25 protein-coding genes and 2 pseudogenes are annotated in these 26,018 nt (G+C 71.3%); 7 read left to right on the forward strand and 20 right to left on the reverse strand.

Annotated features, from left to right (window positions below; all coding sequences use genetic code 11):
• Positions 1-55: 55 nt before the first annotated feature.
• From QTQ03_RS16855 to QTQ03_RS16865, 3 genes and pseudogenes are all read right to left on the reverse strand, one after another.
• Positions 56-1,744 carry a S8 family serine peptidase gene (locus tag QTQ03_RS16855; protein ID WP_289278886.1) on the reverse strand — a complete coding sequence of 563 codons (1,689 nt, stop codon included), beginning with the start codon at positions 1,742-1,744 and terminating at the stop codon, positions 56-58.
• A 66-nt stretch (positions 1,745-1,810) separates the two neighbouring features.
• Positions 1,811-1,915: pseudogene (locus QTQ03_RS16860) on the reverse strand (HAD family hydrolase); the annotation flags it as partial.
• Between the two features lie 79 nt (positions 1,916-1,994).
• Complete coding sequence (locus QTQ03_RS16865; protein ID WP_289278887.1) at positions 1,995-2,960, reverse strand: EamA family transporter; 966 nt, start codon at positions 2,958-2,960, stop codon at positions 1,995-1,997.
• Between the two features lie 86 nt (positions 2,961-3,046).
• Here QTQ03_RS16865 and QTQ03_RS16870 point away from each other — a divergent pair, with 86 nt between their 5' ends.
• Entirely contained in the window at positions 3,047-3,592 is a 546-nt protein-coding gene (locus tag QTQ03_RS16870; RefSeq protein ID WP_289278888.1) for a CGNR zinc finger domain-containing protein, read from the forward strand.
• A 54-nt stretch (positions 3,593-3,646) separates the two neighbouring features.
• On the opposite strand, the gene QTQ03_RS16875 is transcribed toward QTQ03_RS16870, so the two are convergent.
• Positions 3,647-3,829 (reverse strand): DUF397 domain-containing protein, encoded by a 183-nt coding sequence (locus QTQ03_RS16875; protein ID WP_289278889.1) that lies wholly within the window; start codon positions 3,827-3,829, stop codon positions 3,647-3,649.
• Positions 3,820-4,632 carry a helix-turn-helix domain-containing protein gene (locus QTQ03_RS16880; RefSeq protein ID WP_289278890.1) on the reverse strand — a complete coding sequence of 271 codons (813 nt, stop codon included), beginning with the start codon at positions 4,630-4,632 and terminating at the stop codon, positions 3,820-3,822. The genes QTQ03_RS16875 and QTQ03_RS16880 overlap by 10 nt, the downstream gene beginning before the upstream one ends.
• A gap of 255 nt (positions 4,633-4,887) precedes the next feature.
• On the opposite strand from QTQ03_RS16880, the gene QTQ03_RS16885 reads away from it, so the two are divergent.
• The gene (locus QTQ03_RS16885) at positions 4,888-5,214 is read left to right on the forward strand and encodes a hypothetical protein (protein ID WP_289278891.1); all 327 of its coding nucleotides are present in this window, start codon (positions 4,888-4,890) and stop codon (positions 5,212-5,214) included.
• The gene (locus tag QTQ03_RS16890) at positions 5,208-5,516 is read left to right on the forward strand and encodes a hypothetical protein (protein ID WP_502889769.1); all 309 of its coding nucleotides are present in this window, start codon (positions 5,208-5,210) and stop codon (positions 5,514-5,516) included. The genes QTQ03_RS16885 and QTQ03_RS16890 overlap by 7 nt, the downstream gene beginning before the upstream one ends.
• An 80-nt stretch (positions 5,517-5,596) precedes the next feature.
• Here QTQ03_RS16890 and QTQ03_RS16895 read toward each other — a convergent pair whose 3' ends face one another.
• A complete protein-coding gene (locus QTQ03_RS16895) occupies positions 5,597-6,004 on the reverse strand; it encodes a RidA family protein (RefSeq protein WP_289278892.1) in 408 nt (135 codons plus the stop codon).
• Between the two features lie 77 nt (positions 6,005-6,081).
• Here QTQ03_RS16895 and QTQ03_RS16900 point away from each other — a divergent pair, with 77 nt between their 5' ends.
• Complete coding sequence (locus QTQ03_RS16900; protein WP_289278893.1) at positions 6,082-6,705, forward strand: TetR/AcrR family transcriptional regulator; 624 nt, start codon at positions 6,082-6,084, stop codon at positions 6,703-6,705.
• A gap of 25 nt (positions 6,706-6,730) precedes the next feature.
• Here the strand turns inward: QTQ03_RS16900 and QTQ03_RS16905 are convergent, their stop codons facing one another.
• The 3 genes from QTQ03_RS16905 to QTQ03_RS16915 form a co-directional block, all read right to left on the reverse strand.
• On the reverse strand, positions 6,731-8,140 hold the full coding sequence (locus tag QTQ03_RS16905) for a class II fumarate hydratase (protein WP_289278894.1): 1,410 nt from the start codon (positions 8,138-8,140) through the stop codon (positions 6,731-6,733).
• A gap of 58 nt (positions 8,141-8,198) precedes the next feature.
• Positions 8,199-9,866, reverse strand: a complete 1,668-nt coding sequence (locus QTQ03_RS16910; RefSeq protein ID WP_289278895.1) for a fumarate hydratase — start codon at positions 9,864-9,866, stop codon at positions 8,199-8,201.
• Between the two features lie 169 nt (positions 9,867-10,035).
• Entirely contained in the window at positions 10,036-11,478 is a 1,443-nt protein-coding gene (locus tag QTQ03_RS16915) for a PQQ-binding-like beta-propeller repeat protein (protein WP_289278896.1), read from the reverse strand.
• 168 nt (positions 11,479-11,646) lie between these two features.
• Between QTQ03_RS16915 and QTQ03_RS30700 the strand changes: the two are divergent.
• Positions 11,647-11,863, forward strand: a pseudogene (locus QTQ03_RS30700) (ArsR family transcriptional regulator); the annotation flags it as partial.
• A 110-nt stretch (positions 11,864-11,973) separates the two neighbouring features.
• On the opposite strand, the gene QTQ03_RS16920 reads toward QTQ03_RS30700, so the two are convergent.
• Both QTQ03_RS16920 and QTQ03_RS16925 read right to left on the reverse strand, forming a co-directional pair.
• Entirely contained in the window at positions 11,974-13,035 is a 1,062-nt protein-coding gene (locus QTQ03_RS16920; RefSeq protein ID WP_289278897.1) for an LLM class flavin-dependent oxidoreductase, read from the reverse strand.
• Complete coding sequence (locus tag QTQ03_RS16925) at positions 13,025-13,417, reverse strand: SCO5389 family protein (RefSeq protein WP_289278898.1); 393 nt, start codon at positions 13,415-13,417, stop codon at positions 13,025-13,027. The genes QTQ03_RS16920 and QTQ03_RS16925 overlap by 11 nt, the downstream gene beginning before the upstream one ends.
• Positions 13,418-13,725: 308 nt before the next feature.
• Between QTQ03_RS16925 and QTQ03_RS16930 the strand changes: the two genes are divergently transcribed.
• Both QTQ03_RS16930 and QTQ03_RS16935 read left to right on the forward strand, forming a co-directional pair.
• Positions 13,726-14,715, forward strand: a complete 990-nt coding sequence (locus QTQ03_RS16930; protein WP_289280866.1) for a permease — start codon at positions 13,726-13,728, stop codon at positions 14,713-14,715.
• A 12-nt stretch (positions 14,716-14,727) separates the two neighbouring features.
• The gene (locus QTQ03_RS16935) at positions 14,728-15,465 is read left to right on the forward strand and encodes a TIGR03943 family putative permease subunit (protein ID WP_289278899.1); all 738 of its coding nucleotides are present in this window, start codon (positions 14,728-14,730) and stop codon (positions 15,463-15,465) included.
• 364 nt (positions 15,466-15,829) lie between these two features.
• Here QTQ03_RS16935 and QTQ03_RS16940 read toward each other — a convergent pair whose 3' ends face one another.
• From QTQ03_RS16940 to QTQ03_RS16980, 9 genes are all read right to left on the reverse strand, one after another.
• On the reverse strand, positions 15,830-16,483 hold the full coding sequence (locus tag QTQ03_RS16940) for a choice-of-anchor M domain-containing protein (RefSeq protein WP_289278900.1): 654 nt from the start codon (positions 16,481-16,483) through the stop codon (positions 15,830-15,832).
• The gene (locus QTQ03_RS16945; protein ID WP_289278901.1) at positions 16,480-17,127 is read right to left on the reverse strand and encodes a choice-of-anchor M domain-containing protein; all 648 of its coding nucleotides are present in this window, start codon (positions 17,125-17,127) and stop codon (positions 16,480-16,482) included. Before QTQ03_RS16945 ends, QTQ03_RS16940 begins: the two co-directional genes overlap by 4 nt.
• Before the next feature lie 166 nt (positions 17,128-17,293).
• The gene (locus QTQ03_RS16950; RefSeq protein WP_289278902.1) at positions 17,294-18,235 is read right to left on the reverse strand and encodes an anchored repeat-type ABC transporter permease subunit; all 942 of its coding nucleotides are present in this window, start codon (positions 18,233-18,235) and stop codon (positions 17,294-17,296) included.
• Positions 18,235-18,948, reverse strand: a complete 714-nt coding sequence (locus QTQ03_RS16955; RefSeq protein WP_502889871.1) for an anchored repeat-type ABC transporter ATP-binding subunit — start codon at positions 18,946-18,948, stop codon at positions 18,235-18,237. The genes QTQ03_RS16950 and QTQ03_RS16955 overlap by 1 nt, the downstream gene beginning before the upstream one ends.
• Positions 18,949-18,974: 26 nt before the next feature.
• Positions 18,975-19,955 carry a choice-of-anchor M domain-containing protein gene (locus QTQ03_RS16960; RefSeq protein WP_289278904.1) on the reverse strand — a complete coding sequence of 327 codons (981 nt, stop codon included), beginning with the start codon at positions 19,953-19,955 and terminating at the stop codon, positions 18,975-18,977.
• A gap of 10 nt (positions 19,956-19,965) precedes the next feature.
• On the reverse strand, positions 19,966-21,552 hold the full coding sequence (locus tag QTQ03_RS16965; RefSeq protein ID WP_502889770.1) for an anchored repeat ABC transporter, substrate-binding protein: 1,587 nt from the start codon (positions 21,550-21,552) through the stop codon (positions 19,966-19,968).
• Positions 21,553-21,556: 4 nt separating this feature from the next.
• Entirely contained in the window at positions 21,557-23,083 is a 1,527-nt protein-coding gene (locus tag QTQ03_RS16970; RefSeq protein WP_289278905.1) for a TIGR03773 family transporter-associated surface protein, read from the reverse strand.
• A gap of 41 nt (positions 23,084-23,124) precedes the next feature.
• The gene (locus QTQ03_RS16975; RefSeq protein WP_289278906.1) at positions 23,125-24,378 is read right to left on the reverse strand and encodes a WxL protein peptidoglycan domain-containing protein; all 1,254 of its coding nucleotides are present in this window, start codon (positions 24,376-24,378) and stop codon (positions 23,125-23,127) included.
• Positions 24,379-24,504: 126 nt separating this feature from the next.
• On the reverse strand, positions 24,505-25,974 hold the full coding sequence (locus QTQ03_RS16980) for a choice-of-anchor M domain-containing protein (protein ID WP_289278907.1): 1,470 nt from the start codon (positions 25,972-25,974) through the stop codon (positions 24,505-24,507).
• Positions 25,975-26,018 lie beyond the last annotated feature (44 nt).

Genomic DNA, 26,018 nt, shown 5'->3' on the forward strand with positions numbered 1-26,018 from the left:
CCAGGGGGTCCGGCCGACCGGGTGGTCGGCCGGACCCCGAGGATGTCCCGTCCGGTCAGGGGCGGGCGTACGGCCTGAGCGGGGTGGTCACCGCCGCGTACGCGTCGACGATGCCGTATCCGTAGAAGCCGTTGAAGTTGAGCCCACCGGCGCAGTACGCGTCGTAGGACTCGTCGCGGCCCTCGTCGCGGTACTGCTGGAGCCGCGGCTCCGGGCAGGCGTGCTCGGCGGCCGTCCGGTACAGGTGCTGCTCCACCAGGTCCGGGTGCAGGCCGAAGCCGCCCCGACGCTGCGGCTTGCCGTGCTTGCTGACGATCAGCGCGGCCACACCCGAGGCGTGCGGCGAGGCCATCGAGGTGCCCTGGAGGTACGTGTAGTACCCGCACTCACCGTTGCGCTTGCACTCCTTGAGCACCGACGTTTCGGCGCCCGGGACGACGTTGCCGTCCTCGTCGACCGCACCCTCCTCCTGAAGCACCTTCTTCGGGTAGGTGGAGAGGATCAGGTTGCCGTAGGTCCGGTAGCTGTCCGTGCCGAAGCCGTCCCGGAACCAGCCACCCGGTGCGGCAACACCGATCTCCTCGGTGCCGTAGTTCGAGAAGTCGGACTTCTTGCCGGACGGGCCGACCGACGACACGCCGATCACGTGCGGGCCTTCGACCGGAAGGTCCCAGCAGCTGTTGTTGTCGATCTCGCGCGGGTACGGCGGGGTGTCGCCGTAGTCCGGGCTGGAGGTGTCGGTCCGCGGGTTGGCCAGGTCCTCGTGGTTGTTGCCGAGCGAGCCGACCAGGGTGACCCCACGGTTGTGCGCGAAGGTCAGCGCCCGCTTCATCGCCTTGATGATGGCGCGCTGCTCGGCCTGGTGCTCCGGCGAGTCGGCCGGGTTTGCGGTGCAGTTGTACAGCCACGGGTCGACGTAGAACGACATGTTGACCACGTCGAGGCCAGCCCTGCCGGCGTGCAGCAACGACTTGACCACCGGCTCCAGGAAGAAGTAACCGGAGTCCTGGCCGCCCTTCAACTCGACCAGGGAGACTTTCGGCGCGACACCGGAGAGGCCGAACCCGTTGGCGGCGGCGCCGATGGTGCCCGCGACGTGGGTGCCGTGGCCGCCGTCGTCCGTGCCGACCGGGTCGACGCAGCTCGGGACCTCACATTCGCCGTCCACCTCGACGATGTCCGGGGCGAAGTTGCGGGACAGCTTCCAGTTGAAATTCGGTGCGATGTCCGGGTGGCTGGCGTCGAGACCGGTGTCCAGGACACCGACCGTCACCCGCCGGTCGCCCGGCTCGACCTTGCGGGCCCGGTCGGCCCGGATCATGTCCAGGCCCCAGAGCTTGTCGTCCAGCGGGTCCATCCGCGCGGCCCGGCGCCCGCCGGACCCCTTGCCGGCGGCGGCGGCCAGCAGGTGTTCCTGCTCGACCCGGTCGAGCTTGGGCTTGCGGCCGATGGCCTTCTGCTCGGCGGCACCGATCAGCGCCGGGGCGGCGGTCGCCCGGGACGCGAAGTCCGTCCGGTCGCTGGTCACCTGGAACATGCCGACATCGTCGGTACGGGACACCACGGTGCCCCCGGCAGCCCGGATCGCGGCGACGGCGGCGTCAGCGGCGACACCGTCCTCGGCCACGACGGTGAAGGTCCGGGCACTGGTGGGTGCGGCGCCCGCCGGAACGCCGAGGCCGGTTACCGTCAGTGCCAGAACCGTCGCGGTGGCGACGGCTCCAGCGGTGAAACGTTTGCTCACATCGGATCCTCTCGTTGAGGGACGTGGCAGCCATCGAACATCACCGGCACCGTTTGCGCCAGACACCTACCCGATAACGACCGAGAGATCGGCTTCGTCCGTAAGAGCAGTCGGGTCGGCGGGCAGATCCGTCAAGGTGGACACTTCCGCGTCGGGTCGCACGTCGGCGGGCCCGACGGACCGGAGCCTCACCTCTCCCCCGCGCGGTGACCGGCCGGACGCGGGCCGGTCGTAGAACCCGCACAGCGGGTCAACGGCCGGTGGCGAGCACCAGCTCCTCCTGGGGGTCGGTGACCGTCGGGGTCTCCCGCGGCTCGTCGAGGCGGACCAGGGCCACGCCGGCGACGATCAGCACACCGCCGGCGAGTTGGACCACGGTCGGCAGCTCGCCCAGCACCAGCCAGGCGATCAGCACCGCGAACATCACCTCGGTCAGCCCGACGAACGAGGCCAGCCGGGCGCCGAGGCTGCGGGTCGCCGCGACCCCGGTGAGGTATGCGAGCACGGCCGCCACCAGCACCAGCCCGGCCACCGGCACGAGCCAGCTGGTGTGCTGCCCGGCGAAGTCGACGGCGCCGAAGTACGCCCGCAGCGGCAGCACCCCGACCAACCCGAGGAGCAGCAGCACGCCGGCGCCGACCGCCATCCCGCCGGAGGCCAGCACCACCGACGGCAGGTTCGGGTCCATCCGGCCGGCGAGCACGAAGTAGCCGGCCAGCCCGACCGCCGCGCCGAGCCCCCAGAGCACACCCACCGGGTCGAGACGTCCGGCGCCGGCCAGGTCGAGCACGAGGCCGAGGCCGGCCAGGGCGGCGACGGATCCGGCGGCGGTGAGCCGGCGGGGGCGTTGCCCGTGCGCCAGCCACATCCAACCGACCACGACCACGATGCCCAGGTATTCCAGCATCAACGCGACCCCGACCGGCAGGTAGCGCACGGCGTTGAAGAAGCACACCTGGGCGAGGGCGACGCCGAGCAGCCCGAACCCGCCGATCGACGCGATGTTGCGCCGGAGCACCGACCGGCGGCCGCGCAGCGCCAGCACTGCCGGCACCGCCAGCACCACGGCGGCGAGGCCGACCCGGGCGATCACCAGGGCCTCCGCCGACCAGCCGGCGTTGATCAGTGACCGGGCGAACGTGCCGGACGTGGCGAAGGTCAGCGCCGAGAAGACAGCCAGGGCGAGGCCGGCACCTCCGACGGATGGTTGGCGCATCGGGCTCTCCTTGGCGAGCGAGGGGCGTCATGGGCAAAATATGGCTGTGCCGATGACGCTAGGCCGACCCAGCGACAGGAGTCAAGTTGCTTTTCACCCATGACACCGAGTGCTCGCTGATCGCCGCCGCCGCGCTGGTCAACACCGACAGCGTCGACGGCGAAGGGCTGCCGGACGTGACCGCCCTGGACGAGTTCTTCGTCACGCACACCTTCAGCGGACGACACGAGCACACCGACACCGAGTTGCGGGCGGTCCGCGACCTGCGCCCTCGGCTGCGCCGCATCTGGCACGCCGACACCGACGCGATCGTGGCCATCGTCAACGGACTACTCCGGGAGAACGACGCCCTGCCCCAGCTCATCACGCACGACGACGAGCCGTACCACCTGCACGCGGTGCCCCGGGACGCGCCGCTCGCGGTGCGGATGGCGGTGGAGGCCGCCATGGCGATGGCCGACCTCGTCCGCAGCGGCGAACTGAGCCGGCTACGGATCTGTGCGCACCCCGACTGCGACAACGTGCTGGTCGACCTGTCGAAGAACCGGTCCCGCAGGTTCTGCGACGCCGGCTGCGGCAACCGCGCCGCCGTCACCGCCTACCGCGCCCGCAAAGCCGCCGCGCGACCCTGACCACTTTGGCCCGCGCCCGAGGGCGGGGATCTCCGCGTCGGGCGAGGCGGTCACCTATCGACGCAGGGCGGACACGAAAACCCGCCAGGAGTACGGGTCGAAGGCCAGCACCGGCCCCGCCGGATCCTTGCTGTCCCGCACCCCGACCACCGCCGAGAGGTTGGTCGCCACCTCGACACAGTCGTTGGTCTGGGCGCTCCGAGTGCTCTTCCGCCAGATGGCGCCCATCAAATCCATGACTCCGTCACTTTCCTCACCAGTTCAAGAGACTCCTGCGGGGGCAACGCCTCGCCAAGGATAGCTTCCCAGACCCGTTGCAACCGCCCGAGATCGGCCGGTTGATCAAGCTCCTGCCCACCCACCTGCGTGGCGAGGAACGCCAGTTCCATTCCCTCCCGGAGAGTCGCGAGGATGAACGGGCCCCCGAGCCCCGGATGTTCTTGTGCCGACTGCGGCACGACGTGCAGTCGGACCCGGGGGTGCTCGGTCGCCGTCCGCGCGAGGTGGGAGGTCTGGTCACACATGGTCTTGCGCGTCCCGACCTGACGGCGCAGAGCAGCCTCGTCCACGACCGCCACCAACCGTGGCGGCTCCTCGTCGTAGAGGATGCGCTGGCCCTCCATCCGCTCGTTGAGTCGACGCTCAACGTCCTCCTCTTCGAGCAGGCCACCGGCCTCGAAAACGGCGCGAGCGTAAGCCTCGGTCTGGAACAGGCCGGGCACGTACAGCGGCTCGAACCAGCGCAGCACCTTCGCCTGCGCAACGATCGCGCCTCTGCCGCGCAGCCAGGGCTGGGCACGGTCCAGGCTGACCAGGTCGGTGAGCATGCGGGTGTAGAGGCCGCCGGTGTCGAGGGCCTTGTCGAACTGTTCGAGGTACTTGCCGGTGGGTGGCTGCTGCCCGAGTTCCACCGCGCTGACCATCGACGGTGAGTAGTTGACGGCCCTGGCCAACTCGTCCTGACTCCAGCCCCGCCGGACCCGCGCCCGGCGTAGCTCCGCCACCAGGAACGCCGCGGCGGTCATCTGTCCAGTCGCCATCTCCAGCCGCCCTCCACGAACCGGTTGATCGACTCCAGCGCCACGCCACCGGCATCCCGGACCTGCCCAGAGGGCCTCGGACAGCGCGGACAAACCCTTCCGACCGTAGCGGTGTCCTCAGCAGACTGTGAAGCGCGACGCGCGCCGCTCGGTCCCCGAGCCTGGCGTCGCGGTGGGACCGCCCGCTCCCCGGCCGGACGGTCCCACCGCCGGGGCGATGACGCACACGAGTCGGTTCGAGAGGAAGGCCGCGCCATGTCCCGATCCGCCCGGCGGACCTGGTTTCCGCACCGCTTCCGGGGTGCCCACGACCCGGTCCGGATTGCCCACAACCAGCGTCCCGTACCGCCCGCGCCCCGGCACCGCCGGGTCTGGCGCGGGCCGCGCCCCTACTGTTCCTGTGGCCTGCGCTGGCGGGCCTGCCCGGACCGGCACGCGACCGTGCCGACCGAGCCGGCCGCACCTCCACCGCCACCGTGCCGTCCACCGTGGGCCCGGCCCACCGTGGCGAACCCGCAGGTCGGCCGCGCCGGGCGGCTCACCCTGGCCCAGTCCTGGCGGGCCAACGGCGGCCGGTGGTGACCGGCCCGGCCGCCCCCGCCGCCCGGCCGCACCTGCCACTGCGCCCAATCTGGCTGTGCCGGGCGTGCGCCGCGCCGTGGCCGTGCGCGACCACGCGACTCACGCTTCGGCGGGAGTACGTCGAGGATCCGGTCGCGCTGCGCATCTACCTCTGCACGCTGCTGCACGACGCGGTGGCCGACCTGTACGAGCTCAACCCGCACGACGGCCCGGACCCGAAGGCCCTCTTCGACCGCTTCCTGGCCTGGGCGCCGCGGCTCGGCCCGCGCTGGCCCGAGGACGGCGGGCGCCGTCGGATGTGATCGCCGGCGGCGAGCACCGCGCTGGCGCGGCCGGACGGCGGTGGCTGCCGCGCCGGTCCGGCCGCGCACCGCCGTGCACGTCAGTCGAGGACCGCGGTGGCCTCCACCTCTACCAGGAGGTCGGGGCCGGCGAGCGCGCTGACGCCCAGCCCCGTGAACGGCGCGACCGGGGTGATCCCCAACTTCGCGGCCGCCCGGGCGATTCCCTCCATGAGCAGGGGCATCTTGTCGGGAGTCCAGTCGACGACGTAGGCGGTCAACTTCGCCACGTCGTCGAAGGACGCGCCGACCTCGGCCAAGGCGGTGGCGACGTTGAGGTAGCACTGCTCGATCTGGGCGGCGACGTCGCCGACGCCGACCGTGTTGCCGTCGCCGTCGACGGCGACCTGGCCGGCCAGGAACACCAGCCGCGATCCGGTGGCGACCGCCACCTGCCGGTAGAGGTCGACCTTCGGCAACCCTTCGGGGTTTACCAGGGTGATGGCCATGCTGACTCCATTCGTCAAGAGCCCGTAGGCTCGGCTCACCAAAACATAGCACGGCTATGTTATGTATCCTGGGAGCCGTGGCCAGAACGAAGGACCCCGCGGTCCGCACCCTTCTCATCGAGCGGGCCGCGCACATGCTCCGCACCCGCGAGCCCATCACCCTCCGCTCGCTGGTAGCCGGGACCCACGTGTCGACGATGGCCGTCTACACCCACTTCGGCGGCATGGACGGCATGTGGAAAGCCCTCCGCCAGGAGGGCTTCACCCGCCTGGCGGCCAGGCTCGCCGCGGTCCCGCCGTCCGAGGACCCGGTCCGCGACCTGACCGCCCTGGTCACCGCCTACCTCGGCAACGCCCTGGACCACCCCGACCTGTACCGGGTCATGTTCGACGCCAACTTCGACCTGGAGGACGCCCAGGCCGCGGACGACACCCTGGAGTACCTGGTCCAAGCCGCCGAACGGGGCCGGAGGGCCGGCCGCTACCGCGCCGACATCGTCCCGCTGGAACTGGCGACCCAGAGCTGGACCGTCGCCCACGGGCTGGTCTCCCTGGTCGCCAACGGCCCCCTGCCACGCCAGACGCTCGCCCACGGCCCGCTCCTGCTGACCGCGCTGTTCACCGCCACCGGCGACGACCCCGACAGGTGTCACCGGTCGGTCGAGCAGGGCTGGCAGCGGCTGCACCTGGCCGGCGACTAGCCCGGCCAGATGCAGCGCGGACCCGTCAGGGGTGGGTCATCCGGAGCAGGTCGAGCGCCTCGTCGAGCTGCGTCTCGGTGAGCACGCCGGAATCGACGTGCCCCCGGGCGACCACCACCTCCCGGATGGAGATCTGCTTGGCCAACGCCTCCTTGGCGATCGAGGCGGCCTCGTCGTACCCGAGGTGGCGGTTGAGCGGCGTGACGATCGACGGCGAGCCCTCCGCGTACGCCCGGCAGACCTCGGCGTCCGCGACCAGGCCGACCACACAACGGTCGGCGAACAGGCGACTCGACGCGGCCAACAGCTTGATCGACTCCAGGATGTTACGGGCCATCACCGGGAGCATGACGTTCAGCTCGAAGTCCCCCTGGGAGCCGGCGAAGGCGACGGTGGCGTCGTTGCCGATCACCTGGGCGCAGACCTGGCGAACGGCCTCGCAGAGCACCGGATTGACCTTGCCGGGCATGATCGACGAGCCCGGCTGGAGATCCGGGATACGCAGCTCCCGCAGGCCGGCACGAGGTCCCGAACCCATCCAACGAATGTCGTTGGCCATCTTGTGCAGCCCGACCGCGACGGTACGAAGCTGCCCCGAGGTCTCCACGAGCGCGTCCCGCGCCCCCTGCGCCTCGAAGTGGTTCCGCGCCTCGGTCAGCGGCAGGCCGGTCGAGGCCCGCAGCTTCTCGACCACCCGCGCGGCGAAGCCGAGCGGGGTGTTGATGCCGGTGCCGACCGCGGTGCCACCCAGCGGCAGCTCGGCGAGCCGGGGCAGCGCCGACCCCAGCCGCTCGATACCGTAGCGGACCTGCGCGGCGTAGCCGCCGAACTCCTGGCCGAGCGTGACCGGTGTGGCGTCCATCAGGTGGGTACGCCCCGCCTTGACGACAGTCTCGAACTCGACCGCCTTGCTTTCCAGCGCCTCGGCCAGGTGGGCCAGGGACGGCAGCAGATCCCGCGCCACGAACTCGGTGGCCGCCAGGTGGATCGAGGACGGAAAAACGTCGTTACTGGACTGCGACGCGTTGACATGGTCGTTGGGATGCACGTCCCGACCCAGCTCCCGGCCGGCCAGGCTGGCGATCACCTCGTTCGTGTTCATGTTGGACGACGTGCCGGAGCCGGTCTGGAAGACGTCCACCGGGAACTGGTCGTCGTACCCGCCGTCGGCCACGTGCGCGGCGGCGGCGGCGATCGCGACGGCCAGGTCGGCGTCGATCACGCCCAACTCGCCGTTGACCTCGGCCGCGGCACCCTTGATCTGGGCCAGCGCCCGGATCTGCGCCGGCTCGATCCCCCGGCCGGAGATCGGGAAGTTCTGCACCGCACGCTGGGTCTGCGCCCGCCACAGCGCCTCGGCGGGCACCTCCACCTCGCCCATCGAGTCGTGTTCGATCCGGTAACCCGTCGCCTCTGGAGTCGTCACACGTGCCATCCTGCCGCGCCGAGCGGCGGTGTGCAGATGTTCGGGCCCGGCACCCGGCTCAGCCCGGTCAACGGCGACCGACGGTGAGCACCGGCCTGGTCACCTCGGCGAAGAAGTCGTTGCCCTTGTCGTCGACCACGATGAAGGCGGGAAAGTCCGCCACCTCGATCTTCCAGACCGCCTCCATGCCCAGCTCCGGGTATTCGAGCACCTCGACGTGCTTGATGCAGTCCTGGGCGAGCCGCGCGGCCGGGCCGCCGATCGAGCCGAGGTAGAAGCCGCCGTGCTGCTGGCAGGAACGGGTCACCTGGGCCGACCGGTTGCCCTTGGCCAGCATCACCATCGAGCCACCGGCCGCCTGGAACTTCTCCACGTACGCGTCCATCCGGCCGGCCGTGGTCGGACCGAACGCCCCGGAGGCGTACCCCTCGGGGGTCTTGGCCGGGCCGGCGTAGTAGACGGCATGGTCGCGCAGATACTGCGGCACCGGCTCACCGGCGGCCAACCGCTCGGCGATCTTGGCGTGCGCGATGTCCCGGGCGACGACCAGCGGGCCGCTCAGCGACAGTCGGGTCTTCACCGGGTACTTCGACAGCTCGGCGCGGATCTCGTCCATCGGACGGTTCAGGTCGACCCGCACCACCTCGGAGGTGTCCAGCTGCGCGTCGGTCACGTCGGGCAGGTAGCGGGCCGGGTCGCTTTCGAGTCGTTCCAGCCACACGCCCGACGGGGTGATCTTCGCGACCGCCTGCCGGTCCGCCGAGCAGGACACCGCGATCGCTACCGGGCAGGACGCACCGTGCCGGGGCAGCCGGACCACCCGCACGTCGTGGCAGAAGTACCGGCCACCGAACTGCGCGCCGATGCCGAAGCTGCGGGTCAGCTCCAGCACCTCGGCTTCCAGCTCCAGGTCGCGGAAACCGTGCGCGGTCATCGAGCCGGCGGTCGGCAGCGCGTCGAGGTACTTCGCGGAGGCGTACTTGGCGGTCTTCAGCGCGTACTCGGCGCTGGTGCCGCCGATGACGATGGCCAGGTGGTACGGCGGGCAGGCCGAGGTGCCGATCAGCCGCAGCTTCTCGTCCAGGAACTGCATCATCCGGGTCGGGTTCAACAGCGCCTTGGTCTCCTGGTAGAGATAGGACTTGTTGGCCGAGCCACCCCCCTTGGCCATGAAGAGGAACTTGTACGCGTCCGGGTGCCCGTCCGGGTCCTCGGCGTACAGCTCCACCTGGGCGGGCAGGTTACTGCCGGTGTTGCGTTCCTCCCACATGGTCAGCGGGGCGAGCTGCGAGTAGCGCAGGTTCAGCCGGGTGTACGCCTGCCAGACCCCCCGGGAGATCGCCTCCGCGTCGCCGCCGTCGGTGAGCACATGCCGGCCACGCTTGCCCATGACGATCGCGGTGCCGGTGTCCTGGCACATCGGCAGCACACCGCCGGCGGCGATGTTCGCGTTGCGCAGCAGGTCCAACGCGACGAACCGGTCGTTCGGCGAGGCCGCCGGGTCATCGAGGATCGACCGGAGCTGCGCCAGGTGCGCGGGGCGCAGGAAGTGCGCGATGTCGTGCATCGCCTCGGCGGTCAACGCGGTGAGCGCGGCAGGTTCCACGGTGAGGAACCGGCGACCTCCGGGCCCGTCGACGACGTCGACGCCCTCGTCGGTGACCAGGCGATACTCCGTCTGGTCCGGACGGGTCGGCAGCAGGGGGGCGTACGAGAAGGCGGCGGCACTGCTCATGAGCGGAAAGCCTAGGGCAGGCGGGTCGATCAGTCCCAGCCGCGGTGCGCCCTCGGCGACCGCTCGCATCGGCGCCAGCCCGGGCCGGCGCCGCGCGAGTCCCGCGTCGGTCGACCTGGCGCAGGCACGGCGTGCGGGACTGTTCGCCGCGGGCACCGGACGTGACACGTCAGCCGTCCTCCGGATCGGCGCACGACTCCCGCTTCGGGCCGCAGCTGTCCTCGGCTGGCGGCACGCCGCCGGTCCCGGCGGGACTCGACGGCCGGTCGCCGCCGTTACGCGGTCGGGCGCCGGTGGCGCCGGTGGCACCGGTGAAACGGACGTACCCGATCTCCCGACCCTCGCCGATGATCATGCCGGTCGACCCGACCGCGAGCGCGTTCGCCGCCGTGCGCAGGGTCGCCAGCTCGGCGCCGCCGCGCGGGTCGAGCGCCACGAGCCGGGACGGCTTGTCGTCGGCGAGCACCGCCGCGTGGAGAGTGAGTGCGGCACCCGCCTTCGCCCCGGCGGAACGGGTCCACCGCACCCGATCGGTGCCCAGTTCCCGGGCGGTGACCGAGCGCTGGTCAGCCGCCCGCACGAGGGCGTACCGGTCGTCGACGGCGACGATCCGCTCACCCGAGGCGGCCACCAGCAGCAGCCGACCGTCGTACCCGTCGAGGACCGCTTCCCGGCCGTCCGGTGCGACCCCGATCAGCACGTTGCGCCCGCCCTGCGGGTCCTCCCGTTGCGCGCAGCCGGCGTTGTCGGCGGTCCGCAGGTTGACCCCGGCGCGTTGCCACGTCTCCTGCCCGGTGGCCGGGTCCCGACCGGAGATGGCGAAGTAGCAGGTGCCGTCCTGGGACCGGGCGGTGATCCGCAGCAGCCGGCCGCCGATCACCGACAGTCGCTCCTCGCGGCCCGGCTCGACGTCGGTGAGGACCCGGCCGGTGGCGGTGTCCAGGACGTGCACCCGCCCGTCGATCGGGAACCCGAGCAGCGGGGGCACCGGCTCCGGCCCGGCCAGTTCCTCGTCGACCCGCACGGCGTCGAGCCGGCGGGTGTCGAGCAGGTCCGGGTTGTCGCCGAGCAGGCCGCTGCGGACGCCGGGCACGAAGGCCGTCCACAGGGGAGCCGTTCCCCGCGGGTCCCAGGCGGTGAGGGTGCAGTCGGTCGGCGCCACGCAGTGGGCGTCGAGCAGCAGGTTTCGCCAGGTCCAGACGGCCACCGCGGCGTCGTCCCGCCGGCGGGTGGCGCCGGTCGTCGGGTCGAGTACCTCGTACCCCTTGGTCAGGAGCCTGCCCACGACGACGACGGCGTCCCGGTCGGCGCCGGCGACCGCCGACCAGTCCGCCTTACGCTCCCAGAGCTGCGTGCCGTCGCTGAGCCGGCGCGCCTCGACGCGGGTGCGCTGCTCGACCACCACGGCGTCACCGGCGAACGTGACGCTGCGCGGCGTGCCGCCGATCCGGCGCTGCCAGACCACGTCCGGCTCGGAGATCGGTTCGCTACGGTTGACCCACTCCCACACTCCCGGGAAGGGATTCCACACTCCGGTCGACGCCAGGACGACAACGGTGATCAACCCGAGCAGCAGCCAACCACGCACGCCGAGGCCACTCCCCTTCGCCACCGGATCACGGTAGCCAGCCGTTCCGCCGAGCGCGCCCCGGCACGCCGTCGCGGGGCGAGAAAGGGACCCCGGTCGACGCAACCGGAGGGAGAAGATCCCCTGCGCTGACACCCAGCGCGGCGGCGTCAGGACCCGCCTTTCGCTCCTGGACGAAACAGGGAGGTGGCGGTGCGGATCGAGGTGACCACTGCCGACGTCGCGGCGAGCCGTTTCGCGATCTCACCCCTCGGCGAGGCGATGTCCACGCTCCAGCTCTGCGCCGGGCAGAACGCCCGCCCCCGGCCTGGCTCCCTGGGTGGCCCGGGTGCGACCGGCGTACGCCCGCCGGATCTACGACTCCCCCGATGCGGTGGACCGGATCGCGGAAGTTCAAGATCGTCGCGGTGACAGTGGCCGGCACGGTGAGGGCTTGCGCTCCCATCTGGAAGTCGGAGTCGATCTGCGTGGTGACGTCGACCCCCGCACGTTCGTTGGCCCAGGCTGCCGCGGGCGACGTCACGCTCGCGGCGAGGGCGCCTCGGCCGACAGGCCCAGCACGTCAGCCGCGATGCGGTGGACCGTGCCGATTGTACGGTCGCGTCCGCCGGCCCCCTCCACCATGAGTAGCAGGTGCCGCACGCCGGGCAGGGTGGCAGCCTGGTCCAGGATCTCGCCGCAGCGGCGAGGCGAGCCGACGGGGTGGACGGTGATGAGGCGTTCCACGTAGCCGGCCAGATCCCGGTGACGCGCGGGAGTCCCGTCGAGGCGGACGTACTCGCGGGTGCCGGCCAGCAGCGCCGGAAGCCCCGCCCGGATCTCGTCGGCAGCCCGCGCATCGCTGTCCCCGACGTGCGCGAGGTGGGCGCTGGCGTGGCCGATCCGGTGTCCGTCGTGGCCGTGAACGGCGGCCACCTGGGCGTACCGGTCGAGCAGGCTAGCTTTCTCGGCGAGGTCGGCGTGTAGGCCGAGCAGCAGCGGCATGCCGTGCCGCGCGGCGAGGTCCACCGTCTGCGGCGAGGTTGCGGCGATCCATACCGGTATCCGGCGGGTGGGTCGCGGCACCACCGGCACCGGGCGGAAGGGGAAGCGGTCGTTGCCGGCCACGGTCGGTGCGCCGGACAGCCACCGGCCCAGCAGCTCCAGTGCGTCGTGGAAACCGGCGTGAAAGTGGTCCAGACCGACGCCGAAAACCTCCAGGTCCACCCAGGGGCCACCCCGGCCGACGCCGAGGCGGAACCGACCTCCGGACAACTCGTCGAGCAGCACCGCCTCTTCGCCAAGAGCGACCGGGTGGCGGTTCGACAGGATGCAGGCCGCGGTGCCGACCGCGATGCTCCGGGTGCTGCCGAGCAGGTGCGCAGCGAAGGTGACCGCCGAGGGGCACACACCGTAGGAGATGAAGTGGTGCTCGGCCATCCACACCCCGGCGTACCCGGCAGCCTCCGCGGCCCGGCCATACTGGTGGGCGTCCGCCAGAGCCGCCGCGTGGGTGCCGCCCGAGCGCCGCCCGGCGAGCAGGAACAGGTGGACATCCACCTCCCGGCCCGCCCGCCGGGCGGTGACCGGGTCAGCAGTCACGCAGCTCGGGAGACTGGTTGAGCAACTGGCCGCGGGTGGACACGAAACGGCGGTAGGTGTCCGAATCGACGGCGGACCGGCGGAACGCCGCGATGCGGTGGCAGTTCTGGAAGGCCAGCTTCACACCGAAGTGACGCTCGAGGCTGGACCGGATGGCGTCACTGGCCAGGGCACGCAGCAACTGACCCCGCTCGGACTCACTGGGCGGCGGAATGACATTGTCGGCGAACTCGGCGTCGGACGACTCCAGGTCCACCACCACTCGGCTGACGGTCTGCCAGGCGTACGGCAACGATTCTCGGACGCAGGCCACGAACGCCTCGTCGTCGACGGGACCGGATTCGGCGGCCCGCAACAGGACCGGTGGCACGGTGAGAGACATGCTCCTCCTCACACGATAACGATCAACGATTGTCGTTAGCGTCGCGACGTGAGCACACCATGTCACGGTCGGTGGCGTCAACGGCACCGCTCGTGTTCCACCGCCGACGGGGGACAGCCGGCGGCACGCGCCCACGCATCGCCTGAGTCGGAAGTCGAACTTGGCGCGGTGGCGCCCGCAACGCTGAGCTCCATCACTGGGTTGATTCACTTGTGAGTGCAGCCGGACAGGTCAGCGGTGAGACTGACGTCCCCGAAGACCAGGCCGACGGGCACACGGCGCGACGGGGGCGGCATCACGGGTCGTTCATGCCGGCCGGCGCCGCGAGTGGCACCGAGGGGCACCCAGCGGAGGCGGGTACCGCCGTGGTCGTGGTCGTGACGGTACTGCTGGTACTGCTGGTGGTCGGGCAGTCACCAGTCACTGTCGGCCTTGGTGCTCGGCTGCTGGCGACGTGGACCACTGTCTTCGTTTCGGTGTTGGTGCAGGCGGTGCCCTTCTTGGTGGCGGGTGTGGTGTTGTCCGCAGTCATCGCTACATGCGTCCCGCCGTCGTTCTGGGCGCGGGCGCTGCCGGAACGATCCGTTCTCGCGGTGCCGGTTGCCGGCGCTGCCGGTGTGCTGCTTCCGGGTTGCGAGTGCGGCGCCGTACCGATGGGTGCTGCGCTCGTGCGCCGAGGCGTGACGCCGGCGGTCGCGGTGACGTTCCTACTGGCCGCGCCGGCGGTCAACCCGGTCGTACTCACGGCTACCGCGGTCGCGTTTCCGGCCAACCCGGAGATGGTGCTGGCGCGTGGCCTCGCCAGCATGACGGTGGCCGTGGCCATGGGCTGGCTGTGGTTGCGCTGGGGCCGCACGGACTGGATCAAGCTGCCGAGCCGGCCTGAAGAGACCCGCCGGGCGCGAGCGTTCTGGCTGTCGCTACGCCACGACATTCTGCACGCCGGTGGGTTCCTGGTCGTCGGCGCGGCGGTCGCCGCGAGTGTCAACGTGTTGCTACCGGAACGGGCACTCGGTGTCGTTGTCGGCAACTGGGTCGTCGAGGTGCTGATCCTCGCCACGTTGGCCGTGGTCCTGTCGCTCTGTTCGGAGGCGGACGCTTTCGTCGCGGCGTCGATGTCGCAGTTCTCCCTGACCGCGCGGTTGGTGTTCCTGGTCGTCGGCCCCGCCGTCGACGTCAAGCTGATCGCCATGCAGGCTGGGGTGTTCGGTGGTCGATTCACCCGCCGTTTCGTACCCGCCACACTGGCCGTCGCTATCGGTGTCGCGTCCGTAGCCGGCGCGGTCTTGCTGCCCTAGCTCGGAGGACAGGTGCACCGCCTTGCTCAGTCGCTCCTGCTCCTGGTGTTCGGCGCCACCATGCTGCGGACGGGTCTGACCGACCTGCACCTGCGCTACGTTGCCGAGCCGTTGGGCCCGTTGCTGGTGGTCGCTGGCGGCACAGTCTTGATCGCCGCCCTGGTCGCGTTGCGGCACGACCTGGACCTGGCGGACACACGGGCCACCGTCCGCGTCGGTCCGGGCTCGGTCGGCCATCAGCACGGCGGCGATCACGGTCCGGCGGTTGCCTGGCTGCTTGTCCTGCCCGTGCTCGCGCTGACGTTGCTGGCGCCGCCGGCGCTTGGCGCCTACCGAGCGGAGCGGACCGGCACCATGCTGCACCGGTCGCCGGGTGTGTCGTACCCGGCGTTGCCTGCCGAGGATCCCGTCACGCTCACCCTCTACGAATTCGCCTACCGGGCGTCAACGGACGCCGGCGCCTCTCTCGCCGGCCGCAGGGTCCGACTGATCGGTTTCGTCGCGACCGGTCCGGACGGCCGGCTCCTGCTGGCGCGGATCGTCGTGTCCTGCTGCGCCGCGGACGGCAGACCGATCAAGGTCGGCCTGACCGGTCAGGTACCTGCCAGGCTCGTCCCAGACACGTGGATAGAAGTCACTGGCCGGCGCAGCACTCGCATCGGCACCGACCCCGCCAACGACGGGCCCATCCCCTACCTACACGTTGACGGTTGGCAACCCGTGCCAGCGCCGCGGCAGCCGTACGAGTGAGGTATCACCGCCGGCCCGTGCGCAAGACGCCGACCGACCCCGGCAGCACCGGAGGAAGGGCCGGGTGACTCAGCCTTGATCGTCCTCGCCGCACTGTCGATGCACTCGCACTGCGCGGCGGCGCCCGCCGGCCAGAGCGGCCGGCGGGCGGACACGTCGAGACCGCATCGCACGCATCGTCAGCGAGTTCGTCCACTGCCGGTTTAGCTATAGGCCAACTCCTTCTTGCCGTTCATGGGTGCAGCGGGCCAGCCGGCGCGAGGCCGCGGCGTGGGCGGTGGGATCGCGCCGGCCCGGTCCGCCGCTTGCAGGTACCACCCCTACCTCGGCGGGCGTCTGGTGCGGCTACCGCACCTGGCGTTGGTCAGGGGAGGACTTCGAAGGTCCAGGTCTTGGCGCCGGAGCTGATGGTCGTGCCGTTGGCGGCCAGTTTGCCGGTGACCTCGAAGGTGACGGTGTAGATGCCGGCGGCGTCGAAGCCCCAGTTGACGTGGGCGTGGGTGTTGCGGTTGACGTTGAGGCTGTCGGGCAGGCCGTTGCCGCTGTCGAACAGCACGGTCGGGGTTCCGCCGGATACGGTGTAGACGCTGAAACCGGCCGGCCCGGCGACGTTGGTGAGCTTGAAGGTGACACGGTTGTTCTGGAACACACCACTGGGCACCTCGGTGGTGTTCCATCCGGCCCAGAGCAGCCCGGCGGTGCTGGCCTGGGACAGCACCCAGGCTTGGCCGCCGGCGCCGAGGAACGACCAGGCACCACCGCCGGGCACGGTGACCTTAGCGCTGGTGGGAACGCGCAGGACGACGTCGGCGGGGTTGCGCTCCACCGACGGGCTGACGGTGTCATCGAGCAGGTTGACGGTGAGCGCGCCGCTGGCGTAGTCGACGTCGATGACGTCGACGTGGCCGCTGGACAGCACGATCGGCGCCGCGGCCGCAGGGGTGGCGGTGCCGGCGAGCAGCGCGGCGGTCAGGGCAAGGCCGGCGAGGAAACGGCTGCGGGTACGCACAGCGCTCACGCCCTGACCACGACGCGCAGGGTGGCCGCCTCGCTGGTGACCTGCTGCCCGGTGGCAGCGAGGGTGCCGGTGGCGCGGACGGTGAGGCAGTAGGTGCCGGCGCGGTCGAACGCCCAGTTGGCGTGCAGGTGGTCGCCGGCGGTCAGAGCGATGGTGTCGGGCAGACCGTCGCCGCTGTCGGCGAGGACGGTGGGCTGCCCGACGGCGTTCTCGGTGTAGATGGCGAGTTGCCCGGGTCCCCTGACCGACTGCAGGTTGAGGGTGAGCGCGTCGCCGGTGAAGGTGCCGGCTTCGACTTCCTCGGCGGCGATTCCGGGCCACACGAGGTCGGTGTTCTGGATCTCGGGCAGGATCCACACCTTCGACGCCCCGGGGGTGCCGAGGAAGCCGAAGGCGGGATCGTTCGGGACAGTGACCTTGGCCTGCCGCTTCACGACGATCTTGACCTCGTCGGTGGCGTACTCGACGTCGTTGTCCTCGTCGTGGACGCCGAGTTCCAACTCGCCGGCCTCGTACGCGATGTCGACCAGGTCGAGGTGCCCGGAGTTGAACGTCACCACGGCGGCCTGCGCCGGCGGCACTGCCGCGAGCATCGCCGCGGTCACCGCCCCGGAGGCGAGAAGCAGGCGGATCGGCTTACGCACGAAAGGCTCCTTTCCATGCGGTCCCCAGTAGACCACACTATTGAAAATGATAGTCGTTTCACTTAATGCGGGGAAGGGGATCTCGGGGCCAACAGCGACCCAACCGCCTTCGTCCACGTCCCAGCTCCTGGGGACAGGCCACCCGGGCGCCGGGGCCGGCATTCGGCTAGCGAGGGGCGGACGGTGACGCCTGGTGTGGTTGGGGCTGGCCGATGTGGGCATCGGGTGGCGTACTCTGCGTGAGTTCCCGCTCGGTCGGACGCTTCCACCGCCGGGTCAGCAGGCCGTGTCGTGGGGCGATCAGCCAGGCGGCGAGGAAGACGGCGGTGGCGACCAGGACGATGGTGCCGCCGACCGGTGTGTCGTAGCTCCAGGACAGGTACAGCCCGACGAGGGCCGACGCGCCGCCGACCAGCGGGGCGAGCAGCATCATGACGCCGAGCCGGTCGGTGAGCAGGCGGGCTGCGGCGGCGGGGGTGATCAGCAGAGCGAGGACGAGGATGTTGCCGATGGTCTGTAGGGAGATCACCACGGCCAGGGTGACCAGGACGTAGAGCGCGACGTCGAGCCAGAAGACCGGCAGCCCCATCGAGCGGGACATCTCCCGGTCCAGGCAGACCGCGACGAATTCCTTGTGCAGGGCGAGCACCAGGCCGAGGATGACCAGGCCGGTGCCGCCGACGAGGTAGAGGTCCCGGTTTGGGATGCCGGTGATCGAGCCGAACAGGAACTGTTGCAGCGACCCGGCGTAGCCGGGGGCCTGGGAGATGATCACGATGCCGAGGGCGAACGCGGCGACCAGGAAGACGCCGATCAGGGAGTCCTCCTTGACGCGCCGGTTCTGCGAGAAGATCGCGATCAGCAGTGCGGTGGCGAGGCCGGCGGCGGCGCCACCGAGGACCAGGCTGCCCTGCAGGACGAAGGCGACCGCGATGCCCGGGAAGACCGCGTGCGCCACGGCGTCGCCGATGAAGGCCATCCCCCGGAGTACGACGTAGCAGCCGACGACGCCGCAGACGATGCTGGACATGACCGCGATCGCCAGTGCCTTGGGCAGGAAGGCGAGGTCGGGGTTGAGCAGGTCGGTGAGGAATTCGGTGATCGACATCAGGCTGCCCTCACGAGCTTCAGCAGCGCAGACGTCGCGCTGACCCCGAAGGTCTGTGTCCACAGCTCGGCGTCCTGCAGGTCCGCCGGGCGCCCATCGGCGATGATCCGGCCGTTGAGCAGGACCAGCCGGGTGCAGGAGTCCACCGCCGCGACCAGGTCGTGGGTGGTCATCAGCACCTCGCGGCCCTCCTGCGCCAGGCTGGTGAACAGGTCGCCCAGCAGTTCCTGGGTGGGCATGTCCAGTCCGGTGAACGGCTCGTCGAGCAGCAGGATGCTCGGCGCGAGCGCGAGCGCGCGCGCGACCAGGACACGTTGGCGTTGCCCACCGGAGAGTTCACCGACCGGCCGGCGGCGCAGAGCGGTGAGTTGCACGCGGTCGAGCGCGTCGCCGACCGCCCGCCAGTCGGCCACGCCGGGACGACGGAGCAACCCGATCCGGCCGGTGCGACCACTCATCACGGCCTGCTCCACCGAGATCGGGAAGTCCCAGCTGAACTCGTGGCGCTGGGGGACGTAGCCGATCCCCGATCGCCCGGGACGTGCCGGCTCACCCTCCACCAACACCCGGCCGCCGCGGGTGCGGATCAGCGCCAGGACGGCGCGCAGCAGGGTGGTCTTGCCGGCGCCGTTGGGGCCCAGCAGCCCCACCAGTTCGCCACGGTCGAGGTGCAGGTGTACGTCCCGCAGGACCGGCCGGCCGCCGAGATCCACGTCCAACCCTTCGATGTCGAGTGCTTTCACGGCTGACCCTCCGACGATGCGATCACGCGCTCCCGCTCGGCCCGCCGTCTGGCGCCGCGTCCGCGCAGCAGGAGAACGACCAGGCCGAGAGCGAGCACGACGGCCGTCCCGGCCAGTGCCGTCACCAGCAGCGTCTGAGAACCATCGGCCCGATCGTCGACTCCGGCCGGGTCCTGGCCGGGCGGCTCCTGGCCGACCGGTACGGCGATGTCCGCCGTGGCGGCGAAGGCCTCGTCGGCGCTGGTGGCGTCCCCCACCGCGAAGCGCAGCGTACGGGTCGCCGAGGCCTTCTCCCCGTTGACCAGGTCGGCCGACACCTGCACCGCGACCAGGTAGACACCGGGTGCGGTGAAGACCCAGTTGGCGTGGGTGTGGGTGTTGACCTCGGCCCAGAAGGGTTGAGCCTTCGCCTCGGCCGACCGCCACAGCGGCTGAGGCGCGGCGAAGTTGCCCGACTGGAGGTAGGTCGTGAGGGTCCCCGGGCCGCGTACGCCGAGCAGGGTCAGGGTGACACCTCGGTCGATGGTCTGCATCACCCGCGGGTCCTGGGTGTTCCAGCCTAGCCAGATCACGTCCGGCGCCTGGACCTGCGGCACCACGTACACCCGCTTGCCGGCCTCGACGCCCAGGAACGCGTACGCCGGGTCGTCGGGGACGGTGTGCAGCGCGGCGTCGGACACCCGCAACAGGGTCTCGTCCGGGTCACGCCACACTGGTTGCGCCTGCGTGCCGTCGTGGATCAGCAGCGTCCACCGGTTGTCGACGTAGCGGGGACCGATGTCGACGTGCCCGGTGGCGAGCGTCGTCCGACCGGCGGTGATGGGCTGGTCGGCCGCGATCGACTGGTCGAGGTTCGGCGTCGGCGCCGCTGCCCGCGCCGGGTTCGGTGCCGCCGACAGCACCAGCAGCGCCGCGATCGCGGCTCGCAGAATGACTGTGGTCGCGCGGGTGCGGGGACGTGCCCGTCCTGCCGTCACTGGTCCTCCATCACTTGTCCGTGGTCAGGCAATCGCGCAGCGATTCGGCGTTGAACCGCATCATCTCCGCGTAGGTGGTGACGGCGCGGTCGAACGCGTCGCCGTAGATCGGGCACACCCGCAGGTCCTGTTCCCGGGCCACCTCGGTCAGCGTGGCGGACCGGGCCGCCAGGTTCGGCTCCAGGAACACGGCGGGAATCCGCAGGTTGCGGATCGTCTCGGTGAGCCGGCGGCGGTCGGCGAGGCTCGGCTCGGTGGCGGGGTTGGGGGTGACGAAGCCGGAGATCTGCACCCCGTATGCCTGGCCCAGATAGCCGAACGCGTCGTGCGTGGTGACGAGGTGACGCCGCGACGGTGGAATCCGCGCGATGGTGTCCCGGACGTAGGTGTCGAGCTCTTCCAGTTGCCGGATGTAGGCCGAGGCGTTCGCCCGGTAGGTCGCCGCCCCCTCAGGGTCGACTCCGGTCAGTGTGTCCCGGATGAGCTCGGTGTAGGCGATGGCGTTGCGGACGTTCTGCCACAGGTGCGGGTCGATCTCGCCGTGCACGTGCTTGCCGAGAACGGCCTGCGGAAGCTGATACACCTGGGTGCCGGGTCGACCGAGGAACCGGAACCGCCGGTCGCCGGGAACCTCCAGCATCGCCTTGTTCGGCACCTCGACGACGGTGCGCGCCGGGTCGTACACCCGTTGGGTCGCCTCGCCGCCACCCTCGGGGTCGGCGAGTAGGTAGAGCCGCCGCTGGTCGAGGTCGACGGTGACGTCGGCGTGGCCGCCGTTCAGCACCTCCGACATCCCCGGCACCGAGTGCGGGTCCACCCCGACGGCGAAGGTGAACACCTGCTCGCCCATGGGGACGGGCGCTGTCTGCGGATCGACGGCCAGCCGCGCCCGCATCGTCAGCCGGTAGACACCCGGCTCGGTGAACGCCCAGCTCATGTGGGTGTGCGCGTCCGGCGGCAGCATGGCGGTGTCGTCCCGGTAGCCGTTGGCGGCGTCGAACCCGTCGGCGGAGTCGACGTAGAACGACGGGTTGCCGAACGACTCGGTCAGGTACGCGAACATCCGACCCGGCCCGTCCGTGGCGGTCGCGCTGAGCAGCACGTCCGAGGAACGGTTCGCCCCGTGCGACGCACCGGTGCCGCGCACCCGCATACCCAGCCAGATGGTGTCCAGCGACACGTCCTCGACCAGCGGAATGATCTCCGCCGCGTACTTGACCGCCCCCTCGGCCAGCGAGATGTTCGGCACGCCGTCGCGCAGGTTCGCGTCCAGCGCCTTGATGACGGCCTGCTCCTCCAGCAGCAGGTAGTTGCTGAACGCCACGTCGGCGTAGACGACGTCGCGGATGTCCCGCAGCGACGCCTCGTAGCTGTGCGGATCGGCCCCGTCCGGCACCAACGAGGTGACCCTCACTCGGTCACCACCGACGTTTCCTACCAGGTCGCGCAGGATTCCGGTGGTCGTCACGACCTGTACCCGCTCGTCGTGCGCGCTCAACGCCACCTCCGACCGGCAGCCGCCGGCGAGCAACGCGGCCAGCAGCGGCAGCACGACCAGCCGCCGCGTGCCGACCCGGTGGGTGCCCGTCCTCGGCACCCCGTCACCCGGTCCGAAGGGCGGCGCGGCGGCGGGCCAGCAGCAACAGCAGGGCTCCGAGCGATACCAGGACGACGCCGAGCGCTGCGGCCGTCAGCACCCAGCTGGCACCCGTAAGCGGCAGCGGCCCATCCTGGCGCCCGCCGCCGTCGCTGTCCCCGCCGCCGTCGCCGTTCCCGCCGCCGGGGCCGAAGCCGGCGTTCGGATCGGTGTTGTCGCCGACGGCGATGGTGAGCGTCTTCGTGTCGGTGACCGCCCTGCCGGCGGTGGTGGTGCCGCTCATCTGCACCGCGAGGCGGTACAGACCGGGCTTGCCGAATGCCCAGTTGCCGTGCGTGTGGGTGTTGAGCGGGATGTCCAGTTTCTGCGGGAACGGCCTGGTCGAGTCGAACAGCACGTCGGCCTTGCCGAACGAGCCGGTCAGGAAGAGGGCGAACCGCCCGGGCCCGTCGACCCCCTTCAGCGTCCACGTGACGTTGCCCTTGACGCCCGACACGACGGACGCGTGCTGGGTGTTCCAGCCCGGCCAGACGAGACCCGCCTGCTGGGTCTGCGGCAGCACCCACACGGTCTCGCCCGGCTTGCCGAGGAAGTCGGCTCCGGCGGGCACCGTGATCTTCGCCTTGTCCTTGGCATGCAGGACCACGTCGGCGGTCTCCCGCCAGACCGGAGGACTGGTCCGGTCGTCCTTGATCCGGATCGTCCAGCTGTCGCCGTTCAACATCGGGCCCATGTCGACGTGCCCGTCACTGATCACTTGCCGAGCACCGGCAGCGGGTTTCGCGGGCTTCGGCGCGGCAGCGGGCTTCGGCGCGGCAGCGGGTGCGGCGAATGCCTCGGCGCGCGGCTGCGCCGCCTGCGTCAGCAGAGCAGGCGACGCCCGCTCGGCCGGCTCGATCGCCGGGACGTGGACGCGGTACGTCGCATCGGCGCGCACCGTCTCCCCCGAGCGCAGGGCTGCCGAGCCGGTCAGGGTGAGCCGGTACTCGCCGGCCGCGTCGAAGGCCCACACCACGCCGCCGGTACGCGTGCCCGCCGGCAGTCGCGTCGACCGCTGCACGCCGGCACCATTGCCGAACAGCGGGGTCGCCGCGCCGAGGCCGGACAGGGTGTAGGCGGTGAACGTTCCCGGCCCCTCGACCGAGCGCAGCATCAGGGTCACCCGGTCGTCGACGACGACGCCCGGGCGTACTCCGGTGGTGTCCAGAGCCGGGAACCCGGTGTCACCGGCGGACAGGGCCCACACGGCGTGGCCCGGCCGTCCGAGAATGGTTAAGGCCGGTCCGGCCGGCACCCGGCCGGCCAGGCCGCCGTTTGGCCCGAGCACCACCTCGGCCGGGTCGCGCCCGGCCGCGCCACCGGCCGCCCGCGCGGCGTCCCGAAAGCGCAGCGACATCGACTCACCGTCGAGCGCGACGGAGACCAGGTCGGCGCCGGCCGAGGTGACGGCAACCGGTTCCGCGGAGGTTGGCGTTGCCGCGGGGGCCAGTGCCAGCACGACGGCGGCCAAACTCGCGGCACCGGCGCGCATACGTCTCGTCCTCATTAGGTCGCGCCCCAGGCGTAACCGAGTCACTTCTCGTCCTTCCCCGTGTGGTCGATGGTGGGATGTCGGTTGTCCAGGCCCAGGCCGCGACGATCGGCGTCCGGCATCGGACGGCCGTCGGGTGCTGATCCGCCGTCGCCGGCGGCCGGGGGCTGCCCGTCGGCAACCACTGCGGCGTCCTGGCCGTCCGGTGCCCGGCTGGCCTGCGCGCGGCCCTCCTCCCGGGCGGCGGCCACCGCTCGCGCGAGCTGCGCCGCCCGGCGACGCCGGGCCGCGATCAGTGCCCAGCCGGCGAGGGCAAGCAGAGCGAGCACGGCCAACTGCGGCCAGGGCATCGCCCAGACGGCCGCCCGCGCCGTGCCCGCCGGCGGTGGCGGGTCGAGGACCTGATCGCCCACGGCAGCCGGCGTGACGGTCGCGTTCGCGGTCAGCCGGAACAGCGGCGGGACACCCGACATGCGTACGGTGGCGGTCAGCTCGCCGCCGGGCAGGATCTCCGGTAGGGCCTCACCGTCCACGGACCGCCGGGCCAGGCCGAACGGTCCGGCCACGCCGAGCACGGGCTGCCCGGCGAGCCGCACGTTGCCGGTGTTGTGGACGGTGAACGTGGCGGTGACCGTGCCACCGGCCAGCGGGTTGACCGAGCCGGTGTGCCGTACACGCACATCTTCGACGGTCAGCGTCGGATGCAGCTCACCGGTGACCCGCAGGTAGATCCGCGCGCCGACCCGGTGGTCGACGGCGACCTGGTTACCCTGCGCGTCGACGGCGATGCCGGCGAGTGAGGCGACGATCCCTCCGGCGTGGTCCCCTGGCGTGGCGTTTCGCGGGACGGTGAGCGTGAACGGTACGTCCAGCCGGGACGTCGACGGGATGGTCAGGGTACGGCGCGGAAGGCGGACCCAGGAGCCCACGTCGGTGGGCTTCTGATCGGCGGCCAGCAGATCGAACCCACCCCGCGTGGTGGTGACCGCGTCGCTGGCGTAGAGGTTCAGGGTGAGCGGCCGGGTGGAGTGGTTCGTGACGCCGACGTAGTCGGTCAGGGTGGCGCCCGGGTCGAGCTTGTAGCTGAACGCCGCCCGGCCGTTCGGCCCGCGTGCGCTCGATGGTGCCACTCCCCACGTCGCCGCGGCCGGATCAGGGGAGGCGCTGGACGGAGCTGAGGGTCCCGGCTGCCCCGGCCGGGTGGCGGGGGCAGGTGCGGCCAGCGTCGAGGCAGGTGGCGCGGGGACCACGCCGAGCAGGGCGATCCCGGCGGCGATGGTGGCGAGCAGGCGCATTGCGGGGACGGTGTCCGTTCCTGTGGTGACGAGGGGAGGCGCGGGGCGGGCGGGTCGCGGCAACGACACACCCACCCCGCGGTCGTCCGGTGGCCAGGCTCAACACCCGACCACCGGACGGTGCGATCAGATGGCGGTGAGGGTCAGGGTCGCGGTGTAGGTCCCCGCCGCCGTCTCGGTGGGCAGGCTCAGCCGCAGTCCCGCGCCCAACTGCGCGGTACCCCGGCCGGCGCCGGACGGCGCCGAGCCCAGCACCGCGCTGTTGCCGAGGCCACCGCCGACCCCGACGACGTACGGTGCCACCTCCGGGCCGGCGACCACGCCCTGCCCGTCGGCCTGAGCCAGAACGCGCGGCGTCCAGCCGAGGTAGCCGGCGCTGAACGTCTTGTCGTCCGGCCCGGTGAAGTCGGCCGGGATCTGCCCGGACGCGTTCCAGCCCGGCTGACCTGCGCGGGTGTCGGTCACCGTGACCGGACGGAGCTCGCCGTTACTCTCCCACCGGTCGCCGGCGACGTTGAGCCGTGCCGGCGGCAGCACCACGGCCCGGTCGTCGGGGTTGACGCTGATCACCAGTGAACCCTGGGTCTCGTCGACCGACGCGGTGATCGTCTGCGAGGCGCCCGGCTCCTGCGGCGGGAACGCCACCCACAGGGTCACCGGTTCGCTGGTCGCGACGACCGCGTGGTCGTCGTCGTAGAGCTTGGCGACGTACTCGCAGGCGTTCAGCTCCCGCGTGGCGGTGAAGGAGTAGCTGACGCCCCCCTCACCCGGAATGATGGTCCAGTCCACGCCGGGGCACTTGCTGAACCAGTGGTAGTGGTCCAGCTCGGTCTGCGGCGTCTGCACCGCGGTGAGCGTGACCGTGTCGTTGGGCTGGTACTCGTCGGCCATGCCGAGGACCGACAGGCTGGCCTCCGGACCGCCGCCGGACAGCTCGCCGACGACGAACGAGTAGTCGACCGGCCCGGTGCTGACCGTGGTGCCGTTGGTCAGCGTCGCGTCGGCCTGGAACTTCAGGGTGTAGCTGCCCAGCGCGCTGAACGCCCAGTTCGAGTGCGCGTGGGTGGGCACCGGCACGTCGATCGCGTCCGGGAGCCCGTCGTCGGAGCGGAACTTCATGATCGGACCGCCGAACGAGTCCTGGGTGAACAGCGTGACGTTGCCCGGCCCCTGCACGTCGACCAGACTCAGCCGTACCTTGTTCCCCTCGAACACTCCGGAGCCGAGCGTCGTGGTGTTCCAGCCCGGCCAGAGCAGGTCCGGGTCCTGGGTCATCGGTAGCAGCCAGATCTGGCTGTCCACCGGGCCGAGGAACGCGAACCGGGGATCATCCGGAACGGCCATGGCCGCCTCCGGCAGAACCTGGAACGTCACATCCGCCGGGTCCCGGATCACACCCGGGCTGACCGTGTCGTCATGCACCTTCAACGACAGCCTGCCGTCGCTGTAGTGCACGTCGACCGCGTCGGTGTGCCCCTTGGACAGCACCACCTTCTCGGCCGCCGACGCAGCGGCGGGCGCCAGCACCGTGCCGGCGACCACCACCGCCCCGGCGACCAGGGCCGCGAGGCCGCGAGCCCTCACCGTCGCATTCATACCTCCCCTTTCACACCGCGCACCCGCACGGTGGTACATGTGGT

Source organism: Micromonospora sp. WMMA1363, assembly GCF_030345795.1.
Classification (GTDB): Bacteria; Actinomycetota; Actinomycetes; order Mycobacteriales; family Micromonosporaceae; genus Micromonospora.